Source organism: Burkholderia sp. MSh2 (assembly GCF_000731655.1).
Lineage (GTDB): Bacteria > Pseudomonadota > Gammaproteobacteria > Burkholderiales > Burkholderiaceae > Burkholderia > Burkholderia paludis.
Genome location: NZ_JPGM01000047.1, coordinates 16,453 through 37,151, shown reverse-complemented (window position 1 = coordinate 37,151; position 20,699 = coordinate 16,453). Strand labels below are relative to the sequence as shown.

Sequence of the window (20,699 nt, the reverse complement as noted above, 5' to 3'; positions counted from 1 at the left end):
CTCGCGGAACGATCGCCCGGCGTCACGAACCATCCGGAATGCGGTGGCCGGCACCCGAACGCCGGCCCGGTCCATGCGAGCTTACGGCATACCATGTCCAGATCATCGTCGCCCGACCGAATTCGTGTTGCCTGGGAACTGATCCGCGCATCGGTCCGGCATTGCATTCCGGCGGCGTACCGCAAGCCGGGCGGCTTGCAAGCGCCGCGCGTGCCTGCGGATCCGAGCGGGGCCGACGTGGTGCTCGCCGCGACCATTTCCGCCGTCCGGGCGGAAGCCAGCGTCTCCGAACTCGAAAATCTGGAAGGCCGGCACCTGAGCCTGGCGACCGCGCATTTCCCGAGCGTTCGCGCCCGCATCGACCTGATCGGCTCGCGTGTCCGGAAAGCCCGGCTCCACGCCGTGCGCGCCCGTGCCCACGCCGACGCTGCTGCGCTGATGTTCCTGGGGGGAATGGCGCATCACCCGGGCTCGCCGCTGGAAGGGCTCAAGCGTCACGCCGAGCAGGCGGAACAGGCGCAAATACTCGCAAGCGATCTCCTCGACATTTCGCTTGCGCTGGAACGCAGGGAATCATCCCGTTTCTCGCGACGCCGGTGAAGACTCCTCCCGGAGCCGGGCCGTCGCGCCGGCCGTGCGCGCATGCTCGCGCGACGACGCGCCGCCCGTACCGTTTCGCTGTTCAGGCGTTCGGAATGAGCGCCCGCGGCGGCAACCCGTATCGCTCCGGACCGCGCCCGCGTGAAGCGAACGAGTCGATGAGGTAAGCTGCCGACTGGCTGGAGGGTACTTTGATTTGGATGGGTGTTCTTCGACATTAATCTGGCAGAAGACATGAAACCCGACGAAAACGTCCCGAATACCGGTCGCGGGCTTGCGCCAGCGCCGACGGAAACCGGCGCGCCGCAGGCCGCCCTGGCCGCGCTCGTGCGCGGCGTGGAAAGTTACGGCATTCCTGCCGGCACCGATTGGCCGAGCGCGGAGCGCCATCTCGCGGACAACGACGGACAGTGGAAATTCTCGGCCGTCCTGGTCGCGATCGTCGCGCGGCCCGAGCCGACGATCCTGCTGACCCGGCGTGCGTCGGGGCTCAGCGAATACTCGTCGCACGTGAGTTTTCCGGGCGGCCGCCCGGCGGAGTCCGACCGTGACATCGGCGCGACCGCATTGCGCGAGGCATTCGAGGAAATCCGGCTCGATCCCGGCGCGATCGGCGTGGTCGGGTGCCTGCCGATCCACAAGACCCGAAAGCGCAATCACGCGATCTTTCCCGTGGTCGGCATCGTGCCGGCAACGGCGCAATGGGATGCGTCGCCCGCGGAAGTCGCGGAGATCTTCGAGTTTCCGTTCTCCGCGCTGCTGAATCCGGACCTGCCGCGCCAGTACGCGGACGGCGAACGCGCGGGCGCATGGTACTGGGCGGAGCAGGCGCAGGACATCTGGGGCGTGACGGCGCTGATCCTGAAGTCGCTGGCGGGGCTGGCGCGCGACGTCGCGTCCGGCGAGCGTACGCGTCGCGACTAGGCACATGCTCCGGGTGCGCGCCCGGCAAGGATCGCTCATGGAGATCGCAGAAACGTTCGACGACGAGGGCTTCGACGTTCCGCGCCGCTATTTTGCAGCCGTCGCGATTCTGATCGGCGTGTTCATGTCCGCGCTGGACAGCGCGATCGTCAACATCGCGCTGCCGACGATCTCGACCGACCTGGGCGTGAACGCCGCTTCCGTGATCTGGGTGGCGAACGGCTATCAGGTGGCGAGCGCGGCGACGATGCTGACGTGCGCGTCGCTCGGCTCGAGAATCGGCGAGCGACGCTTTTACACGATCGGGCTGGTGCTGTTTACGCTCTCGTCGCTCGGCTGCGGGCTGGCGTCCACCTTCGGCGCGCTGGTGGCGATGCGGATCCTGCAGGGTGTCAGCTACGCAATCCTGATCAGCGTCGGCTACGGCCTCTACCGGGTGATCTTTCCGCCCGGCTCGCTGGGGACGGTGTTCGGCGTCAACGCGCTGGTGTTCGCGGTGGGCACGGCCGTCGGTCCCGCATTGGGCGGCCTGATCGTCTCGTGGGCGTCGTGGCCCTGGCTGTTCTACATCAACCTCCCGTTCGGGATCGCCGCCATCGCGTTCTCGTTCGTCGCGCTGGGGAAAGACACGCATCGGGCGCGCGGCTTCGACGTGGCGGGCGCGGTGACCTCCGCCGCCGCGTTCGGCCTCTTCGCGCTCGCCGTCGACCAGATCGGGCGGTGGAGCCATCGTACGGTGCTCGTGCTCGTCGTCGCGGCGGCCGCCTCGATGCTGGCATTCTGCCTCGGGCAAACCAGGGCGCGGCATCCGCTGCTGCCGCTGGACATCTTCCGGTCGCGCCGGTACACGTTCGCGGTGCTGACATCCGTGACGATGTTCGTGTCGCAGGGCATGGCGCTGGTGGCCTTGCCGTTCGTGCTGCAGCACACGTACGGGTACGGCGTGCTGAAATCCGCGCTGGTCTTTACGCCCTGGCCGATCGCAGTCGCGCTGTGCGCGCCGTTCGCGGGGCGGCTCGCGAATCGCTTCAATGCGACGCTGCTGTCGAGCACCGGCGTGTCGGTGTTCTGTCTCGGGATCGGTTCGCTGATCCTGTTGCCCGCGCAACCGTCCGACGCGGACTTCCTGTGGCGCGTCGCGCTCTGCGGCGTGGGGTACGGCTTCTTTCTCCCGCCGAACAACAAGGAGATGTTCGCGAACGCGGCGAAGAACCGCACGGCCACCGCTTCCGGCGTGCTGTCGACGGCGAGAACCACCGGCCAGTCCATCGGCGCCGCGCTGGTCGCCGTGGTGATCGCCCTCGTCGGCGGAGCGGGCGGCGGTGAGCGGCAGTTTCCCGTTCATGTATTCGCGCTGGCCTGCGCGATCGCCGCGCTGTCGCTCGTCGCGAGCATCGCGCGCGTTTATCGGCGGCGCGGCTAGCTGGCGCCGGCGTGTCGCGCGATGCGGGTCAATGCGACGACACGAACACCGCATCGTCGAATGCGGCCGGAATGGCGAAGCTCGCGCGCATGCGCTCCGCCTCCTTCGCCGGCGTCAGGCCGAACAGGCGCTTGAATTCGCGGCTGAACTGCGACGGGCTCGCGTAACCGACCGCATGGCCGGCCGCCTCCGCCGTCAGGTCCTCGCGCACCATCAGCAAGCGCGCCTGATGCAGTCGCGTCGACTTCAGGTACTGCATCGGCGACACCTGCGTGATCGCCTTGAAGTGGCTGTGAAAGCTCGGCACGCTCATGCCGGCTTCGTCGGCCAGCTGCGTCACGTCGAGCGGTCGGGCGTATTCGGCGTGAATGACGCGCAGCGACCGGCCGATCCGGCCGAACTGTCCGCGCATTGCCAGCGCGCTGCGCAGCGCACTGCCCTGCGCGCCGGTGAGCACGCGAAAGTACAGCTCGCGCAGCAGCGCGGGGCCGAGCACCGCCGCGTCGAGCGGCCGCTGCATCGCCTCGACGAAACGCAGCACCGATGCGTGCATCGCGCCATCCATCGGCGTCGACATCATGCTGCGCGGCGCCTGCACGGGTTCGGGCATGCCTTCGCGGTCGATCTGCGCCGCGAGTTCGGCGGCCATCGTGAAATCGAGGTGCAGGTACAGCGCGAGCAGCGGGCGCTCGGGCGTGGCGTCGGTTTCCATGCTGAACGGCACGGGTACGGATACCGCCAGGTAGTGATGCGCGTCGTACAGGTAGCGTTCGCCGCCGAAATAGCCGCGCTTGCAGCCCTGGCATACGATCACGATGCCCGGGTCGTACAGCACCGGCGTGCGCGACAGCGCGCGGTTCGAACGCAGGATGCGCACGCTCGGCAGCGCCGTCAGGTTGTAGCCTTCGTCGGGCGCCAGTGCGCGCAGCAGCGCGGCCAGGCGCTTCCGGTCGCGCGGCGACGGCGAGGGCGGCGACAGGGATGCGGGTGTGGCACTCATAGTTTTGTGCAAGAAAATCAGCGGAATCGGGCTTATCCGGCATCGTTGGCCAGACTAGTATGCATGCATCAATCGATACTCGGGAGAAACGCAAATGGCATCAGGCAATCTCATGCTCATCACCGGTGTCAGCAGCGGCTTCGGCCGCGCGCTTGCACAGGAGGCGCTCGCGGCCGGCTACACGGTCGTCGGCACCGTCAGAAGCGCGCAGGCGGCGCGGGAATTCGAGGCGCTGTCCGCCGATGCGGCTTTCGCGCGGGTGCTCGACGTGACGGATTTCGATCGCATCGACGGCGTCGTCGCGGCGATCGAAGCGGACGTCGGGCCCGTCGGCGTGCTGGTGAACAACGCCGGCTACGGACACGAAGGCATCATGGAAGAGGCGCCGCTCGCGGAGCTGCGCCGGCAGTTCGACGTGAACGTGTTCGGCGCGGTCGCGATGATGAAGGCCGTCGTGCCGTTCATGCGGGCGCGGCGGCGCGGCCGCATCCTGAACATCACGTCGATGGGCGGCCACATCACGATGCCGGGCATCGCCTACTACTGCGGCAGCAAGTTCGCGCTGGAAGGGATTTCCGAAGCCGCCGGCAAGGAACTCGCGCCGTTCGGCATCTTCGTGACGGCCGTGGCGCCGGGTTCGTTCCGCACCGACTGGGCCGGCCGCTCGATGGTCCGCACGCCGCGCGCGATCGCGGATTACGACGCGCTGTTCGACCCGATCCGCCAGGCGCGCGAGGAGAGAAGCGGCAAGCAGCCGGGCGATCCCGCGAAGGCCGCGCGGGCGATGCTCGCGGCGATCGCGGCGGAGCATCCGCCGGCGCACCTGTTGCTCGGCAGCGATGCGCTGCGGCTCGTGCGCAACAAGCTGGACGCGCTCGGCGACGAGATTCGCGCATGGGAGGCCGTGACGGTGTCGACGGACGTCTGATGCGCGGTGCGACGGCGCGCGGGAATCCGGGCGCCGCGTCGCGTGCGGGTGTCGTTGCTGCAACGCAGCGCGACCGTGCAACCGCCCGCGTACCCGCCGGAGCAAGGGCGGCGAGCGCGTCTGCACCGTGGCGCGGGGGTTTCACAATAATGGCCGATAATGGCTTCCGGCCAATGTGCCGTGTTCGTCCACATCACAGGAGTCAATCGCGATGCCATACGTCACCACGAAGGATCACGTCGAGATTTTCTACAAGGACTGGGGCCCGAGGGATGCGCAGCCCATCATGTTCCATCATGGCTGGCCGCTGTCCGGCGACGACTGGGATGCGCAGATGCTCTTCTTCGTCGAGAAGGGCTACCGCGTGATCGCGCACGACCGGCGCGGCCACGGCCGTTCGGCGCAGGTCTCCGACGGCCACGACATGGATCATTACGCGGCGGACGCGTTCGCGGTCGTCGAAGCGCTCGACCTGCGCAATGCGGTGCATATCGGCCACTCGACCGGCGGCGGCGAAGTGGCCCGCTACGTCGCGAAGCACGGCGAGCCGGCCGGTCGCGTCGCGAAGGCCGTGCTGGTCAGCGCGGTGCCGCCGCTGATGGTGAAAACCGCATCGAACCCCGAAGGCCTGCCGATCGAAGTGTTCGACGGCTTCCGCAAGGCGCTCGCCGACAATCGCGCGCAGTTCTTCCTCGACGTGCCGAGCGGCCCGTTCTACGGTTTCAACCGCGAAGGCGCGACCGTGCATCAGGGCGTGATCCGGAACTGGTGGCGGCAGGGGATGGAGGGCAGCGCGAAGGCCCACTACGACGGCATCAAGGCATTCTCGGAAACGGACCAGACCGGGGACCTGAAGTCGATCTCCGTCCCGACGCTCGTGCTGCATGGCGAGGACGACCAGATCGTGCCGATCGCGGATGCCGCGCTGAAGTCGATCAAGCTGCTGAAGAACGGCACGCTGAAAACCTACCCGGGCTACTCGCACGGGATGCTGACGGTCAACGCGGACGTCCTCAACGCCGACCTGCTGGCTTTCGTGCAGGCGTAACGGCGTCGCCGCGGGCCCGCGCCGTGACCGACGGCCGGGCCCTCCGGCCGCCCCGCGAGACGCGCCGCCCGTCGCCGGCCGCGCGCTTCAGCCGATGTCGTTGAAGCGGATGCCCGGATGCGCGAGACGCGGCATCCGGTCGGCAAGGAACGCATGCAGTTCGCGCACCTGCGCGGCCTTACCGGAGTCTTCCGGCCACACGAGGTAGTACGCGTCGCCGCTGCTGACGGCTGTCTTGAACGGCAGTACGAGCTGCTTCTCGTCGACGGCCCGCGCGCACAGCGCGAGGTCGCCGATCGAAATGCCGTGGCCCGCGATGGCCGCCGCAATCCCCTGTTCGAGCATGTCGAACACCTGCCCGCGCGTGATGTCCACCTCCAGGTCGTGGCCGCTGCCCTTGAGCCAGCGTCGCCAGTCGCGCCGATCGGGCGACGGGTGGATCAGTTCGCAGGCAGCCGGGTTCGTGCGGGCGACGGTCGCGGTTGCGCGCGAGCACACCGGAATCAGCCACTCGTCGAACAGCTTCACGCACTGGGTGTTCTCGCCGAACCGGCCGGTGCCGAGCAGGATCGCGCAATCGTAGGACTCGCTGGAAAAGTCGACGGTATCGATATCCATCCACACGCTCGCGATCTGCACCTCGAACGCGGGCCGCGTGCCGCGAAAGGCGGCCAGCGCGTCGAGCAGCCAGCGCATCGTGAGCGTGGACGGCGCCTTGAGCCGCAACACGTCGCGCTGCGTCTGGAACAGCATGCACGCTTCCTCGACCTGGCGGAAACCGCGCCTGAGCCCCGACGCGAAGATGCGGGCTTCCGCCGTCACGGTCATTTTCGGCCCGCGCCGGACGAACAGCTTCCGGCCGAAGTAGGCCTCGAGCGTCTTCACGTGCTTGCTGACGGCGCTCTGCGTCAGGCTCAGCTCTTCGGCGGCCAGCGTGAACGAGCCGGTGCGCGCGGCGCTTTCGAACGCGCGCAGTGCATAGACGGGGGGCAGCGGTTTGGCCTTCACGGGTTTCGAATATGAATAAAACTCATGTCATGCGACAGGATTTTCCGTTTTTCCGACGTGAGGCCGGCGCGCAATACTGCATCAGGCCGCGCGATTCGACGCGTCGGGCTTCCATGATGCCACCGTGACAGGTGCGCGCGTCAAACCATTCGACAACTTTTTATCATGACACTCCACTATCCGCTGCTGTTCGGCTATCTGGCGGCAATCGTGCTGCTCATCGCGACGCCGGGCCCGGTCATCATGCTCGTGACGGGCACCGTCGCGCGGCGCGGCTTTCGCCAGGGCATGCTGACCGCGGTGGGCGCGAATGCCGCGAGCCTCGTGATGATCGCGGGCGCGATGCTGATGGTGTTCGGCGTCGTGCTCGTCAGCGATCGCTTGCTGACGGGGCTGCACATGGCGGGGTGCGTGTTCATCGCGGTGCTGGCGATCCGGACGCTGCTCGGCGAATCGCGTGCCGGCCGTGCGCGCGACGCCCGCGACGCGGCGGTGGGCGCGCCGGTCGCGCCGTCGCGGGGATTGCCCGGCCCCGTGCGCGGTTTTCTCGTCGGCATCGCGAACCCGAAGGATCTGCTGTTCTTCGTCGCGTTCTTTCCGCAGTTCGTCGGCATCACGCCGGACTCGCGCGTGAGCCTGGCCATCCTGGCCGTGCTGTGGATCGCGGTCGATTTCACGATCATGGCCGGCTACATGGCCGCGATCAACCATCCGCTGATCCAGCGCAAGCAACGCTGGATCGTCGCATCGTCGGCGCTCGCGCTGCTCGCGATCGCGCTCGCCGGGCTCGGCAGTGCGATCGTGGATGCTGCGTGAACGTATCGGCGATTCGCGTTACGCTTCGTTTTTCCTGACTTCCTTGCCGAATGCCATCATGTCCAGCACGACCCCGACTTTCTCCGAGCAACTCTTCTCGTACGGCACGCTGCAACTCGAGCAGGTACAGCTCGCCACCTTCGGCCGCAAGCTCGACGGGCGCGCGGACGCGATGCCCGGCTACGCGATGACGATGCTGAAGATCGAGGATCCGGACGTGGTCGCGACGAGCGGGAAGACGCATCATCCGGTGGTGACCCGTACCGGCGAGCCGGCCGACCGCGTGACCGGCACCGTATTTGCCATCACGCGCGAAGAACTGCAGCACGCGGACGATTACGAAGTCGACGCGTACCGGCGCGATCGCGTCGTGCTCGAGTCGGGCGTCGCGGCATGGGTGTACGTGGACGCGCGTTCGCCGCGCCCGGATTGAAGCGGAGCGCGGGCGTGGCCGGCCGCTAGCCGTTGCGCAGGAACACGACGTAGCCGCGGAACCACGGATTCGTCGCGAGATACGGCGGCGCGTCCCACTCGCCGCCCTGGATGATGCCGATGCGAAACGGCAACTGCAGCCGCGCGACGCGCGGCAGGTAGTTCGCATAGTCGGGAATCGTGCGGCGGCCCTGGTAGGTCTGCACGACCACTTCGTCGATGATGCCCCTGAGCTGGTTGACCTGGTCGGTATCGATGCGGCTGCTCCAGTCCAGCAGCCCCGTGATGCTCAGCCGGCAATCGGCGGGCAGGGTCGCGCGCAGCGTCCGCAGGAATTCGAGGTAGTCCTGCAGGTGGCGCGTGCGCGCATCGAAGTCGATCTGGATGCCCGTGATCGTGCGGCCCGACGCGCGCCAGCGCTCGAGCTGCGCGAGCATGATCTGCGTGACGCGCGGCGTCCAGCGCAGCGTATGCGCCCGGTAGACGAGCCACACGCGCGCATGTGGCGCGGGCGGCAGCGCGACGCCCTGCGCGATGACGCGCACCTGCGATTCGTCGCGCGGCGCCGCCTCGATCTGCCCTTGCAGCACGTAGACGGCGCGGGCGTCGCGCACGATGGCCTGCGGCTTCACGCCGGCCCACAGCCAGAACGCGTCGTACCGGGCGGCGTCGACGGTGCCGGCCGGCGCGACGCGCGCGGCCAGCAGCAGCGCGAGGCACGCGATGCGCCTCACGCGGCGCGTGCTTACCAGTAGTAGCGGAGCTTCTGCGCCCACGGGCTGCCCGGGTAGGTGCTCTTCAGCGTGTCGAACCAGCGCTTGCGCGCGTTCTTCGGCACGTCCTTGCCGCCGCATTCGTTGTTGCCGCCCGGCGCATAGCACTTGATCGCGCGGTAGAACGCGTAGGCGCGGTCGTTCGGGTTCGCCTGCGCATCGGCCATCACCGTCACGTAGCTCGGCATCCGCTCGTACGGCTTGCCCGCGAACTGCGAGGGCGCCGCGCCGAGCGTCGGCGGTACGCGCGTGGCGGTTGCCGTCGACGCATTGCGCGTCCACGGCGGCACCGGGTCACTGTCGACGCCCGACGCGGGCGGATGCAGGCGCACGAAATCGGCGAGGCAGTTCAGCGCCTTCGCGTCGCCCGGGTTCTGCTGGAGCGCCGTGGCGATGTCGCGGGCGGACGGGCACGCATAGCCGTCCTCGTTCTTGGCGCCGGCCGCGACGAACGGCTTCAGCGGATCGGCCGGCGTGCCGGATACCAGCGCGGCGTCGGCGACGAAGTCGGCGTAGCGCGAACGGGTGAGCTCCTTGTACAGCAGCGTGTACAGCGCGGTGTCGCGGATCGCGCCGCCGGCCGCCTGGTTTTGCGCCTGCGCGCGCAGCAGGTCCGCATTGGCCGAGTGCTGCAGCAGGATCGCGCGGATCGCGGCGTTCTGCACGGGCGAATCGTCGGCGAACACGTCGTTGACGAGCCCCGCCTGCTCCAGGTTGATCGCGAGCGCGAGCTCCAGCGCCTCGCGCTGGAAGCGCAGCTTCGCGAGCGGGATCAGGTCGCGCCACAGCTGGCGGGCCTTGTCGCCCTGGCCGCTATCCTCCAGCGCGAACCCGCGCAGCGCCTGCTGGCTCAGGCCGAAGTAGTCGAGCGGCGTGGCCGGCGTCTGCGGCAGCAAGGCGAGCGCGGCCTCCGGCTTGTGCCCGATCTGGACATACCAGGTCGCGAGCAGGTAGTCGTAGAGCACCGGCGCGTTCGCGAAGCGCGGCTTCTGCGCCTGCAGCTCGTCGAGCGTCAGCGGCTTGCTGGTGCCCGGATCGCTGCTGTTCGAGAGCCGCATGCGCAGCAGGTCGACGGTCGCGAGCACGGTCGGCGACTGGATCTGGCGCGCGTCGAGTTCCGAGCCGAACAGCAGCTTGCTGTCGAGTTCGTTCGCCAGCTGCATCAGCGGCACGTTCGACGTCTCCGGCGACCAGCGCGCGAGCGCGCGGCCGTAGAGGTCGGCCTGTTGCGTGACGTTCCCGCCGAGCCACGCGACGCGCCGCAGCAGCCCCGTCGCGGAAGCCGCGTAGAGCCCCTGCGGATACACCTTCAGATAGGTGCGAAACACCGTGTTCGCGGCGTCGAGCGACACCTTCGTCACGCGGTCGCGCGACGGCGCGGGGTTGTCGTTGTTGAACGCGTCGGCCTGCGCGGCGTTCAACTGCGCGCGCCCGACCATGTACAGCCCGGTTTCCTTCAGCCACGGGTTCGCGCTGTGCGAGGCGTTCGCGAACGCACGGGTCGCCGTGAGGAAGTCGTCGCGGTAGAACGCGTTCGTGCCGTCGAGGTACGCGGCGAACTGCTGGCCGAGCGGCGACTTGACCGGCGGCTTCGTCCACGCGGCGTTCGCGCCGCCCGCGGCGCAGGTTTTCTGCGCGATGTCGGTACGCGCGGCGCGCAGCCGGGCGGCTTCGTCGGCGGGGAGGCCGCCGGCGCCCGTCAGCGCGTCGTTGAACGCGTCGACGCCCGCGCTCATGCTGCGGCAGATGCTGCCTTCGCCGTCGGCGTACTGGCTCGACGACGCATCGGCATCCGCCGTGCCGCCGCCCTTGTCGGGCTGCTTCTGGCCGATGTCGATCCATCCGGAGAAGTCCATCGGGAACGGCACGATGATCTGGTTGATGCGATCCTTCGCCGGGATGGTCTTCGGGTCCGGAAACACCTGCGCGACCTTGCCGCTGTCCACCATCATCAGCATCGCGTTGACGCGCGTGTCGTTGGCGGGGCTCAGCATCGGCACGTTGGCGCACGAATAGCCGGCTTGCCGGAGCGTGGCCGGCGCATAGCAGCCGTCGTCCCCGCTGGCGCGGGCGGCCGGAATCCAGAGCAGGCTGGCCGCCAGCGCGGCAAACAGGTTTCGGTGCAGCAATCGGGTTGTTGGCATTTTTCTTGTGCGGAGGTGGGGCCGCGACGGCCGGGTCTCTCAGGGGGCGTCGTGCCCCGGCGCGTATCGTACCGCACCGGCGGGGCCGATCAGGGCACCCGGCGCCCGCTGAACCTGCGGCGGCCTTCCGGCGTGCGTGCCGGCCGGGCGGGCGGCGCGCGACGCCAGCGCTCGCGCGTCACGCGCACACGCTGCTGGCAACGCCGTCGTCGGCGGCGTCGTCGATCGCGGCCCGCAGGTCGTCGATCGCCACCATCAGTTCGCGGACTTGCCGCAACGACGGGTATTGATGCAGCACCGCGCGCCATTGCGGCAGCGTCAGCAGCGCATGCCAGACGACGCCGAGGCCGGCCGGGTCGGCGTCCGGCCGTTGCGCGAGCGCGCTCGCATAGTCGAGGCTGGCTTGCGCCGACAGCAGCTGCATCCGGCTCGCGGCGCCCAGCAGGCGCGGCGTCGGGTCCGCCGATGCATCGCAGCAATAGAGCACTTCCCGTTGCAGCGCCGCGTCGTCGGTCGTCAGCGCGCGCAGCGACGCGCCGTGCACGCGTACCGTGCCCTGATGCGTCTCGAACGAATAGGTCGTGCCCGGGTCGGCCTGCGCGAGCAGGTTCAGGCCGCGCAGCAGCCGTGGCAGGTCGGTCGTCGCGGCATCCGCCGAGGCCTTCGCCTCGACGAGGAAGCGGACGTTCCAGGCGGATGCCGGGTCGTCGCCGCGCGGGCGTTCGAGCAGGAGCGCGTCCCATTCGGTTTTCGCGCGGTCGTGCCGGCCCGGGATCGACGACGGCACGCGCATCGACGTGATCACCCGGTACGTGCGGCGGGCGTCCACGGCTTCGAGCCGGCGGGCCAGCGCGTCGAGCGCCTGCGCGGCCAGCGCCTCGACGGCCGCGCCGCGCTGCTGCGACGCGACGCCCTGCGCGAGCGCGATCGTGCTGCCTTCCGGCGGGCCCTGCCGGACCCAGAGCGCGCGGTAGCGGCGAACGTGTTCGTCCGACGCCAGCGCGCCGACCCGCAGCATGCGTTCGAGCGCCGGGCTGTCCTTCAGCCGGACGATGTCCTGCGCGAACCCGGGATCGGTCGCCATGTCGGGCAGTGCGAGCAGGTGCAGCAAGGTTGCGTGCAGGTCGGCCCACGCCGTTTCGGTGGCGGCTGCGTGCAGCCGCGCGAGCCCGTCGCGTTGCCACGCCTGCGCGCTGCGCGCGAGTTTGGCCGGATGCGCGATCGCATTGACGGCCGAATGCAGCGCGCGCCGGTCCTGCTCTGCGTGCGCGGACAACGATGCGTATTCGCGCACGCTCGGCGCGTCGTGCCGCAGCACCGAGGCCTGGAAGGCGGGATCGCCGGCATGCGGATCCATCGCGTCGCGGATCATCTGCGCGAGGGCGTCGATGAAGCGCTGCCGCAGTGCCGCGTCGGGCGCCCGGCCGTCGTCGTGCATCCGGCGTGCCGCCTCGATCACGTGGGCGAGGGTGGCGGCCGGGTTCACGGCATCGGCCGGCGACGGCGCGCCGTCGAGCGGCGGCAGCCGGTAGCGGCGCGCGACGGTGCGCAGGGTTTCGTCGAACAGGGCGGGAAGCGGTGTCAGCGACATGGCGGGATAGGAGCGTGAAGGCGGCGCGCGATGATGTGCAACGTTAGCACGCACGATAACGGGATGGTCGCGGCGATGCGGGACGCCGTCGCGCCCGGATCGCCGGCCGCGTCAGTCGCGCGCGAGGTCTTTCGTCAACGTCTCGATCGTCAGGTCGGCGTCGCGGGGCATGCCGACACCCGCATCGACCGGGTAGCGCGTCCGCTCGCCCGTGCGGGCGTAGCCGCGGCGCACGTAGAAGTCGATCAGTTCATGCCGGACCGACAGGACGACCATGACGGCCTTGCCGATCTGCCAGCGGCGGCGCGCGAGCTGCTCGGCCTCGTGCAGCAACGCCTTGCCGAGCCCGCGATCCTGCATCGACGGGGAGACGGCCAGCGTGCCGATGCGGGCCTCGGGGCCGGTCGCCGCGACTTCGATGCAACCGGCAACCCGTCCTTCGATCTCGGCGACGAGCAAGACGGTGTCGGGCGTCTCCAGCGTCTCGGCGACCTGGCGCGCCGTGATCCGCGGCCCGTCGACGATGGCCGCCTCGTGCGTCCATCCGGCCTCGGCCGTCGTCGGGCGGTAGGCCGAATTGATCAGCCGGACGAGCGCGTCGACATCGCGCTCGTTTGCTGCCCGGAAGCAGGGGGCGCCGTTGCGCGGCGCCGTCGCTCGATTCATCGCAGACACTCCGTTTCCATGGGGGCGGTTCGGCCCGAACCCGGCATCCGACAAGCATATCGGAACGGCGCGCCGGATTCGGCATGCGCCGGGCGCGGCCGAGCGGGCTGCAATCCATATTTCGCGTCACGCCGAAGCGTTCGCGCGCTGCCGCCCGCACAATCCGTTCGCATGACGCGTACCGAGCGCGTCGATCATGCCCCCGTCACGGACCACGAACGCGAGCGACCCGACATGCATTCCGCCACGCCCACCAGAGCGCCCGCCGTCGCGGACCTGCTGCTGCTCCTGACGCTCTCGACGCTGTGGGGCGCGTCCTACACCTTCATCCGGATCGGCGTCGAGACGATCCCGCCGCTGACGCTGATCGCCGCGCGCACGTTGATCGCGGGCTCGGCGCTGCTGCTGTGGATGCGCATCCGCCGCGTCGCGATGCCGCGCGATCCCGCCGTGTGGCGTCGTTTCGCCGTGCAGGCGCTGCTGAACAGCGTCGTGCCGTTCACGCTGATCGCATGGGCCGAGCGTTCGGTCGAAGCCGGCCTCGCGACGATCCTCAATTCCGCGTCGCCCGTCCTCGCGTTTCTCGGCACGTGGCTGATCACCCGCCACGAGACGTTGACGCCGCGCAAGCTGTTCGGCGTCGTCGCGGGGCTCGCCGGCATCGCGCTGGTGGTCGGCGTCGGCGCGCTGGAAGGGCTGGGGCGGCAGCTCGTGCCGCAACTGGCGATCGTCGCGGCGACCGTCTGCTACGCGGGCGCCGCGATTTACGGGCGCGGCTTCAAGGATTTGCCGCCCGCGGCGCCGGCCGCCGGCTCGCTGATCGTCGGCGCGATCGTGCTGGTGCCGGCCAGCCTCGTCGTCGATCGCCCGTGGACGCTTCACCCGTCGCCGCACTCGCTGATGGCGCTTGTCGCGCTCGCGGTGTTCTCGACCGCGCTGGCGTTCGTCATCTACTTCCGCCTCGTGCAGACGCTCGGTTCGGTCGGCGCGACGGCGCAGGCCTACCTGCGCGTGCCGATCGGCGTCGGCATCGGCGTCGTGCTGCTCGGCGAGTCGCTGTCGACGTCGGCATGGCTGGGGCTCGGGTGCGTCGTCGCAGGCGTGGCCGCGATGACGCTGCCGTCACGGCCGGTCGCGCGGCGGCGTACCTGAACCCGGGCGCATCGGCAGGCGCGCCGCGCGCGTCACGCCGTCAACGTCACCGACAGGCTGCCGAGGTCGCCGAAGCGGACCGTCAGCGCATCGCCGAGCGGCACGTCGATCGCCCCCGCATACGAGCCGGTCGTCACGATCTGCCCGGCGCGCACGGCATCGCCGCGCGACGCGAGGAAATTGACGAGCCACACCAGCGGCTTCAGCGGATCGCCGTCCGGATGGCGGCCGTCGATCGCACGGTTCAGCGCGCCCTCGAACGACAGCGCGAGCGTCTCGAGCGGCGCGTCCAGCCCGCCGGGCACGACCGGCCCGACGCACAGGCCCTGGTTGAACTGCCCGTCGGCGAGCAGCTCGAACTTCGACGCGCGCGCCGGCTCCGCATAGCGGCAGCCGAGCACCTCGAGCACGATGCGCACTTCGCGGATCGCGGCGCGGACGTCCTGTACGTCGTACGGCCGGTCGCGCGCGGGCAGGTCGCGATCGAGCACGAAGGCGATCTCCGGTTCGATCCGCACGATCGGCCCGCCGACGACGCGGTACGGCGCGTCGGCCGCGCGGATCGTCGACGCGAAGATCGGCGCGAGGATCACGCGGTCGGGCGGCGGCAGCGCGCATTTCCATCCGCCGACGGGTTCGCCGAGCAGGTCGGCCACGCGTTGCTGGATCGCCAGCGCGGTTTCGACATTCTCGGGGCGCAGCGTATCGGGCAGCAGCGGGCCGGGCGAGCCGGCATGGCGGGCGGCGACGAGATGCTGGGCGGCGCCGTCCACGCGTTCGGTAGTCGTTGTCATGTCGGTTGAACGAGTTGAAAGTGGGCCGGCAAAAAAGGGCCGGACGAAAGTCGCACATCCGATGATAGCGCCTTCGGCGCGAAGGCCGCTCGATCCGTTCGTGCACGGGCCGCCCGCACCCGTCGCGACAGGCCCCCGGGATATCCCCTAGACGATCGGTCCGCCCCGGCGCTTGCAAGCCGGGGAGGTTGTGCGACACAATAGGGAAAGCGCTTTCCCAAGTGAATCGGATGACGGGGAAACGCGGGTTTCCTGCGCGACGGGCGACGGGGCGCGGCCGGATCGCACGCTGCGCGCCGCCGGCCATGCGGCACTCGCCGTGCACCGCCGGCCGTGCGCCACTGGCCGTGCGCAACGATTCAACAACAACGTGGAGACAGCAGATGTTCAACAGGCTTCGGGCGGCAACTTTCGCAGTCCTTTCGGTGTTGGCGGCGCAGGTGTGCGCCGCGCCGGTCACGCTCGACGTGACGGGCTGGAAGGGCGGCGGCGCCGAGCCCGCCAACATGGCGGCGCTGATCGCAAGGTTCGAGAAGGAAAACCCCGACATCAAGGTCAAGTTCGAGTACATGTCGCGCAACGACACGACGACGGTCGTGTCGTCGCGGCTGCAGGGCGGCAACGGGCCCGACGTGCTGATGGTCGATCGCGAGCTGATGCGGCAATGGCAGGGGGCGCACCAGTTGCTGGACCTGAGCGGCGAGAAGTGGGTGCCGACGATCTGGCGCGGCGTGCGCGGCCATGCGCAGATCGGCGGGAAGACCTACATGCTGCCGATGGAGCTGGTCGGCATCGGCCTGTTCGCGAACCTCGACCTGCTCAGGCGCGCCGGCGTCGCGACGGTGCCCGCCGACGTCGACCAGTTGAAGGCCGCCTGCGGCAAGCTGGCGGCGGCCGGCATCACGCCGATGCTGCTGCCCGCGAAGGAAGGCTGGGCGCCCGCGGCGCTCGTGATCGCGTCCGGGCTCGCGGCCGGCGGCGGCGATGCCACCGCGCGGGCCGAATCGTTCGTCGGCGCGGGCAGCGCGCGCTTCGCGGCCGATCCGGCGTTCAGGCAATCGGTGGCCGCGCTGAAGACGCTCGCGGACGCGAAGTGCTTCGCGCCGCGCCTGAACGACGGCGTGAGCGCATGGAGCACGGGGCTGACCGAATTCCAGGCCGGCCGCGTCGCGATGATGCCGCAGGGCGCATGGAACATCGCGAAGTTCAGCGCGACGAAGGGGCTGTCGTTCCAGTTCGCGCCGCTGCCCGCGCTGGTGCCCGGCAACGGGCCCGTCGCGCTCGACATGCTCGGCACCGCGTGGGCGATCAACGCGGCGTCGCACCAGGCCGACGCCGCGAAGAAGTGGCTGGCGTTCTGGGCGCGTCCCGACAACGACCGCCAGTTCCTCGACGCGGAAGCGGGATTCAGCCCGTTCGAGGGCGGCAGCGACGCGATGCCGCCGCAGGCGCAGCCCTATGCGGCCGCGCAGAAGAACGGCCATGTCGTGCTGTATCCGAAGGGCGTGTGGACCGGCACGCTGTTCACGGCGATCTGGAATTCGATGTCCGCGTATTTCCTCGACATCGGGCAGGACCCGGCGAAGCTGCTCGCCCGCTGGGATGCGGCCGCGCGATGAGCCGCCCGTCCGCCGACATTTCCCGCACCGCGCGCCGGCGCGCGGTGCGGTTCGACCAGGGAGGCGCGCGATGAAGCGTAACCGGACCTTGCTGTGGTGCGCCGTGCCGGCGCTCGCGCTGTACGCGCTGTTGAGCCTGTATCCGCTGTTCAAGGCCGCGCGGATGAGCCTGACGGATTTTTCCGGCGTGGGCGATGCGCACTGGATCGGGCTCGCGAACTATGCCGCCGCGTTCCGCGATCCCGCGAGCCTGCACACGCTCGTCGTCACGTTCACGTATGCGGCGATCGTCGTGATCGTGCAGAACGGGCTCGGGCTGCTGTTCGCGGCGCTGCTGTTCTCGCTGCCGCGGCTGCGCGGCGCGCTGCGGGTCGGGCTGCTGGTGCCGAGCATGTTCTCGGCGGTGATCGCCGGATTCGTGTGGGAGTACCTGTACTCGCCGCTCGGCGGCGGCATCAACGAACTGCTGCATCTCGTGCATCTCGACGCGCTGCAGCAGGTGTGGCTCGGCGATCCGTCGGTCACGCTGCCGGCCGTCACGGCCGTGCACGTGTGGATGTACGTCGGCTACTCGACGGCGATCTTCCTGGCCGGCTACCTGAACATTCCGGCGGAGCTGCACGACGCGGCGAAGCTCGACGGCGCGAACGCATGGGTGCGCTTCACGCGCATCGACCTGCCGCTGCTCGCGCCGGCGTTCACCGTGAACATCACGCTGAGCACGATCGGCACGCTGAAGACCTTCGAGCTGCCGCTCGTGCTGACCAACGGCGGGCCGGACGGCGCGACGACCACGCTCGGGCTGCAGATCTTCCACAGCCTGTTCAACGACTACAAGTTCGGTTTCGCGAGTGCGCTGTCGATGATCATGCTCGCGATCGTGGTGGTGGTGGCCACCACGCAGAACACGATCCTGCGCCGCCGGGAGGACAACCTGTGAACGTCATCCGTCAACGCTTTCACGAAGGCCGCCCGGCCGCCGGCACGTCGGCCGGCGGGCGGCGCGCCGGCGCGCTGCTGCGCCGCGTGCCGGGCTGCGCGCGGCTCGTCGCCGCGATCGCGATCGTCGCGATCGTGCTGCTGCCGACGATCTACATGGTGCTGATGTCGCTGCGCACCGGCGACGACATCATCGCGCGCCCGCTCGGCCTGCCCGACCACGTGTTCTTCGGCAACTACGCGGCCGTGTTCACGCAAATGAACTACTGGCGCAGCGTCGCCAACACGATCGGCATCACGCTCGCGGTCACGTGCCTGGTCGCGCTGCTGTCGTCGCTCGCCGCGTATCCGCTGGCGCGCGTGAAGGGCCGGCTGTCGGGCGCGGTCTACATCGTGCTGACGCTCGGCCTGACGATCCCGATGTTCGTCAGCCTGACGCCGCTCTACGTGCTGTTCCGCGACCTGCACCTGCTCAACACGTATCTCGGCGTCGTGCTCGCCTACACCGTGCAGAGCCTGCCGCTCGGCGTGTTCTTCTACACCAGCTTCCTGAAACGGATTCCGCTCGAACTCGAGGAAGCCGCGGTGATGGACGGCTGCGGCCCGCTGCAGGTGTACTGGTACATCGTGCTGCCGCTGCTGCGGCCGATCACGGGCACGCTCGCGATGTTCGTCACGCTGTCGGTGTGGAACGACCTCGTCTATCCGCTGCTGTTCCTGACGGATGCGTCGAAGTTCACGATCACGGTCGCGGTGTTCCGCTTCATCGGCACCAACGACATCGATCCGACCAAGCTGTTCCCGGCGGCCGTGATGGGCACGCTGCCGCTGCTCGTGCTGTTCTTCCTGCTCCAGCGCAGGATCGTCGCGGGCATCACGGCCGGCGCGGTCAAGGGGTGAAACCATGAATCCATTCGAATCGCTCGACGGCCGCGTGGTCGTCGTCACGGGCGGCGGCGACGGCATCGGCCTCGGCATCGTCGAGGTGCTCGCGCAATGCGGCGCGCGGGTCGTCGTCGCCGAGAAGAACGCCGCGCGCGCCGGCGCGGTGCGCGAACGGCTCGGCGGCCGCGATGCGCTGTTCGTCGAGACCGACGTCGCGGAGCCGGCGAGCGTCGCCGCGCTGTTCGAGCGCGTGGACGCGCACCACGGCCGGCTCGACGGGCTCGTCAACAACGCGGGCATCACGTTGCACGGCCCGTTCGACGCGTTCACGCTCGACGACTGCGACCGCCTGTACCGCACCAACCTGCGAGCGATGTTCCAGTGCGCGCAGCTCGCGGCGCCGCGCATCGCGCGCGCCGGCGGCGGCGCGATCGTCAACCTCGCGTCGAATCATGCGGGCGCGAGCGTGCCGGGCTTCGAGATGTACGCGGCGACCAAGGGCGGCATCGTCGCGATGTCGCGCGCGATGGCGACGAGCCTCGCGCCGCAGCGCATCCGCGTCAACACGCTGAGCCCCGGCTTCACGCTGAACGCGCCGATCGGCGCGGCGCTCGAGCGCGATCCCGCGCTGCTCGACGCGTATCGCGCGCTGCATCCCGCGCAGCGCATCAACGAACCGGCCGATATCGGCCGGATCGCCGCGTTCCTGCTGTCGGATGCGGCGGCCGGCATCGCCGGCGCGGATCTCGTCGCCGACAACGGCATGTCGGCGCTGCTGTTCAACCGGACCCGTTCCTCCACATGAAGATCACTGAAATCGAAACATTCGCGGTCGCGCCGCGCTGGCAGTTCGTGAAGGTCAGCACCGACGAGGGCCTCGCCGGCTGGGGCGAGCCGATCGTCGAGGGGCGCGCGGCCACCACCGCGGCCGCCGTGCACGAACTCGCCGACTACCTGATCGGCCGCGACCCGCGGCATATCGAGGACCTGTTCCAGGTCATGTACCGCGGCGGTTTCTATCGCGGCGGCCCGATCCTGACGAGCGCGATCTCGGGCATCGAGCAGGCGCTGTGGGACATCAAGGCGCGCGCGCTCGGCGTGCCCGTCTACGACCTGCTCGGCGGCCCGGTGCGCGAGAAGGCGCGCGTCTATGCGCACGTGAAGGGCGATACGCCGGAAGAGATGGCCGCGAACGCGCGGCAGCTCGTCGAAGCCGGCTACACCGCGCTGAAGATGGGCGTCGTCAACGCGACCGACTGGATCGAATCGCCGGCGGCGATCGATCGCGCGGTCGCGCGCTTCGCCACGGTGCGCGACGCGATCGGCAAGGAAGTCGGGCTCGGCATCGACTTCCACGGCCGCGTGCGCCGCCCGGTCGCGAAGGCGCTTGCGAAAGCGCTCGCGCCGTTCGACCCGATGTTCTACGAGGAACTGCTGCTGCCCGAGCACAACGACGCATTGCGCGAGGTCGCGCGCGATTGCGCGGTGCCGCTCGCGACCGGCGAACGGCTGTTCACGCGCTGGCAGTTCAAGGCGCTGCTGCAGGACGGCGTGGTCGACATCGTGCAGCCGGACGTGAGCCATGCGGGCGGCATCTGGGAGCTGCGCAAGATCGCGGCGATGGCCGAGGCGTACGACGTCGCGGTCGCGCCGCACTGTCCGCTCGGGCCCCTGACGCTCGCGTCTTCGCTGCAGATCGATTTCTGCACGCCGAACGCGTTCATCCAGGAGCAGTCGACCAACGTCGCCTATCACGACGACAACGCGATGTACGCATACACGCGCGGCATTCCGTTCGCGTTCGACGGCGGCTACGTGATGCGCCCGGACGCGCCGGGGCTCGGCGTCGAGATCGACGAGGAGAAGGTGAGGGCGGCCGCCGCGACCGGGCACCGCTGGCGCAACCCGGTTTGGCGACGCGAGGATGGCTCGGTCGCCGAATGGTGAGCGGCACGAA

20 protein-coding genes are annotated in these 20,699 nt (G+C 69.5%); 13 read left to right on the top strand and 7 right to left on the bottom strand.

The features are described 5' to 3' along the window. The first annotated feature begins 93 nt into the window (after window positions 1-93). The 3 genes from GQ57_RS27225 (at window position 94) to GQ57_RS27215 (ending at window position 2,947) form a co-directional block, all read left to right on the top strand. Window positions 94-600, top strand: a complete 507-nt coding sequence (locus GQ57_RS27225) for a hypothetical protein (protein WP_152601959.1) — start codon at window positions 94-96, stop codon at window positions 598-600. 234 nt (window positions 601-834) lie between these two features. Further along, window positions 835-1,524 (top strand): NUDIX hydrolase, encoded by a 690-nt coding sequence (locus GQ57_RS27220; protein WP_034199516.1) that lies wholly within the window; start codon window positions 835-837, stop codon window positions 1,522-1,524. Window positions 1,525-1,561: 37 nt separating this feature from the next. Then, window positions 1,562-2,947: an MFS transporter gene (locus GQ57_RS27215; RefSeq protein WP_031403241.1), complete on the top strand. Its 1,386-nt coding sequence runs from the start codon at window positions 1,562-1,564 to the stop codon at window positions 2,945-2,947. Between the two features lie 28 nt (window positions 2,948-2,975). Here GQ57_RS27215 and GQ57_RS27210 read toward each other — a convergent pair whose 3' ends face one another. Further along, complete coding sequence (locus GQ57_RS27210; RefSeq protein WP_031403242.1) at window positions 2,976-3,947, bottom strand: AraC family transcriptional regulator; 972 nt, start codon at window positions 3,945-3,947, stop codon at window positions 2,976-2,978. A gap of 94 nt (window positions 3,948-4,041) precedes the next feature. On the opposite strand from GQ57_RS27210, the gene GQ57_RS27205 reads away from it, so the two are divergent. After that, entirely contained in the window at window positions 4,042-4,875 is an 834-nt protein-coding gene (locus GQ57_RS27205; protein ID WP_031403243.1) for an oxidoreductase, read from the top strand. A 211-nt stretch (window positions 4,876-5,086) separates the two neighbouring features. Then, a complete protein-coding gene (locus GQ57_RS27200; RefSeq protein WP_031403244.1) occupies window positions 5,087-5,923 on the top strand; it encodes an alpha/beta fold hydrolase in 837 nt (278 codons plus the stop codon). 87 nt (window positions 5,924-6,010) lie between these two features. Here GQ57_RS27200 and GQ57_RS27195 read toward each other — a convergent pair whose 3' ends face one another. After that, a complete protein-coding gene (locus GQ57_RS27195; protein WP_034199515.1) occupies window positions 6,011-6,931 on the bottom strand; it encodes a LysR substrate-binding domain-containing protein in 921 nt (306 codons plus the stop codon). Window positions 6,932-7,096: 165 nt separating this feature from the next. On the opposite strand from GQ57_RS27195, the gene GQ57_RS27190 reads away from it, so the two are divergent. Together GQ57_RS27190 and GQ57_RS27185 are read left to right on the top strand one after the other, a co-directional pair. After that, complete coding sequence (locus GQ57_RS27190) at window positions 7,097-7,747, top strand: LysE family translocator (RefSeq protein WP_034199514.1); 651 nt, start codon at window positions 7,097-7,099, stop codon at window positions 7,745-7,747. A gap of 58 nt (window positions 7,748-7,805) precedes the next feature. Beyond that, window positions 7,806-8,180: a gamma-glutamylcyclotransferase family protein gene (locus tag GQ57_RS27185; protein WP_031403247.1), complete on the top strand. Its 375-nt coding sequence runs from the start codon at window positions 7,806-7,808 to the stop codon at window positions 8,178-8,180. Between the two features lie 25 nt (window positions 8,181-8,205). On the opposite strand, the gene GQ57_RS27180 is transcribed toward GQ57_RS27185, so the two are convergent. From GQ57_RS27180 to GQ57_RS27165, 4 genes are all read right to left on the bottom strand, one after another. Continuing rightward, window positions 8,206-8,913 carry a DUF3142 domain-containing protein gene (locus tag GQ57_RS27180; protein WP_034199513.1) on the bottom strand — a complete coding sequence of 236 codons (708 nt, stop codon included), beginning with the start codon at window positions 8,911-8,913 and terminating at the stop codon, window positions 8,206-8,208. A gap of 11 nt (window positions 8,914-8,924) precedes the next feature. Further along, entirely contained in the window at window positions 8,925-11,096 is a 2,172-nt protein-coding gene (locus GQ57_RS27175) for a hypothetical protein (protein WP_031403249.1), read from the bottom strand. A 178-nt stretch (window positions 11,097-11,274) separates the two neighbouring features. After that, window positions 11,275-12,687 carry a hypothetical protein gene (locus GQ57_RS27170; RefSeq protein WP_034199512.1) on the bottom strand — a complete coding sequence of 471 codons (1,413 nt, stop codon included), beginning with the start codon at window positions 12,685-12,687 and terminating at the stop codon, window positions 11,275-11,277. Between the two features lie 111 nt (window positions 12,688-12,798). Further along, window positions 12,799-13,353, bottom strand: a complete 555-nt coding sequence (locus GQ57_RS27165; protein WP_031403251.1) for a GNAT family N-acetyltransferase — start codon at window positions 13,351-13,353, stop codon at window positions 12,799-12,801. 234 nt (window positions 13,354-13,587) lie between these two features. On the opposite strand from GQ57_RS27165, the gene GQ57_RS27160 reads away from it, so the two are divergent. Next, the gene (locus tag GQ57_RS27160) at window positions 13,588-14,505 is read left to right on the top strand and encodes a DMT family transporter (RefSeq protein ID WP_031403252.1); all 918 of its coding nucleotides are present in this window, start codon (window positions 13,588-13,590) and stop codon (window positions 14,503-14,505) included. A 32-nt stretch (window positions 14,506-14,537) separates the two neighbouring features. Here GQ57_RS27160 and GQ57_RS27155 read toward each other — a convergent pair whose 3' ends face one another. After that, the gene (locus GQ57_RS27155) at window positions 14,538-15,299 is read right to left on the bottom strand and encodes a 2-keto-4-pentenoate hydratase (protein WP_031403253.1); all 762 of its coding nucleotides are present in this window, start codon (window positions 15,297-15,299) and stop codon (window positions 14,538-14,540) included. Window positions 15,300-15,682: 383 nt separating this feature from the next. On the opposite strand from GQ57_RS27155, the gene GQ57_RS27150 reads away from it, so the two are divergent. The 5 genes from GQ57_RS27150 (at window position 15,683) to dgoD (ending at window position 20,689) form a co-directional block, all read left to right on the top strand. Then, complete coding sequence (locus GQ57_RS27150; RefSeq protein WP_160257558.1) at window positions 15,683-16,918, top strand: ABC transporter substrate-binding protein; 1,236 nt, start codon at window positions 15,683-15,685, stop codon at window positions 16,916-16,918. Between the two features lie 70 nt (window positions 16,919-16,988). Next, complete coding sequence (locus GQ57_RS27145; RefSeq protein WP_031403255.1) at window positions 16,989-17,858, top strand: carbohydrate ABC transporter permease; 870 nt, start codon at window positions 16,989-16,991, stop codon at window positions 17,856-17,858. After that, window positions 17,855-18,757 carry a carbohydrate ABC transporter permease gene (locus tag GQ57_RS27140; RefSeq protein WP_034199511.1) on the top strand — a complete coding sequence of 301 codons (903 nt, stop codon included), beginning with the start codon at window positions 17,855-17,857 and terminating at the stop codon, window positions 18,755-18,757. The genes GQ57_RS27145 and GQ57_RS27140 overlap by 4 nt, the downstream gene beginning before the upstream one ends. A gap of 4 nt (window positions 18,758-18,761) precedes the next feature. Further along, on the top strand, window positions 18,762-19,547 hold the full coding sequence (locus GQ57_RS27135; RefSeq protein WP_031403257.1) for an SDR family NAD(P)-dependent oxidoreductase: 786 nt from the start codon (window positions 18,762-18,764) through the stop codon (window positions 19,545-19,547). Then, entirely contained in the window at window positions 19,544-20,689 is a 1,146-nt protein-coding gene (dgoD, locus tag GQ57_RS27130) for a galactonate dehydratase (RefSeq protein WP_031403258.1), read from the top strand. The genes GQ57_RS27135 and dgoD overlap by 4 nt, the downstream gene beginning before the upstream one ends. Window positions 20,690-20,699 lie beyond the last annotated feature (10 nt).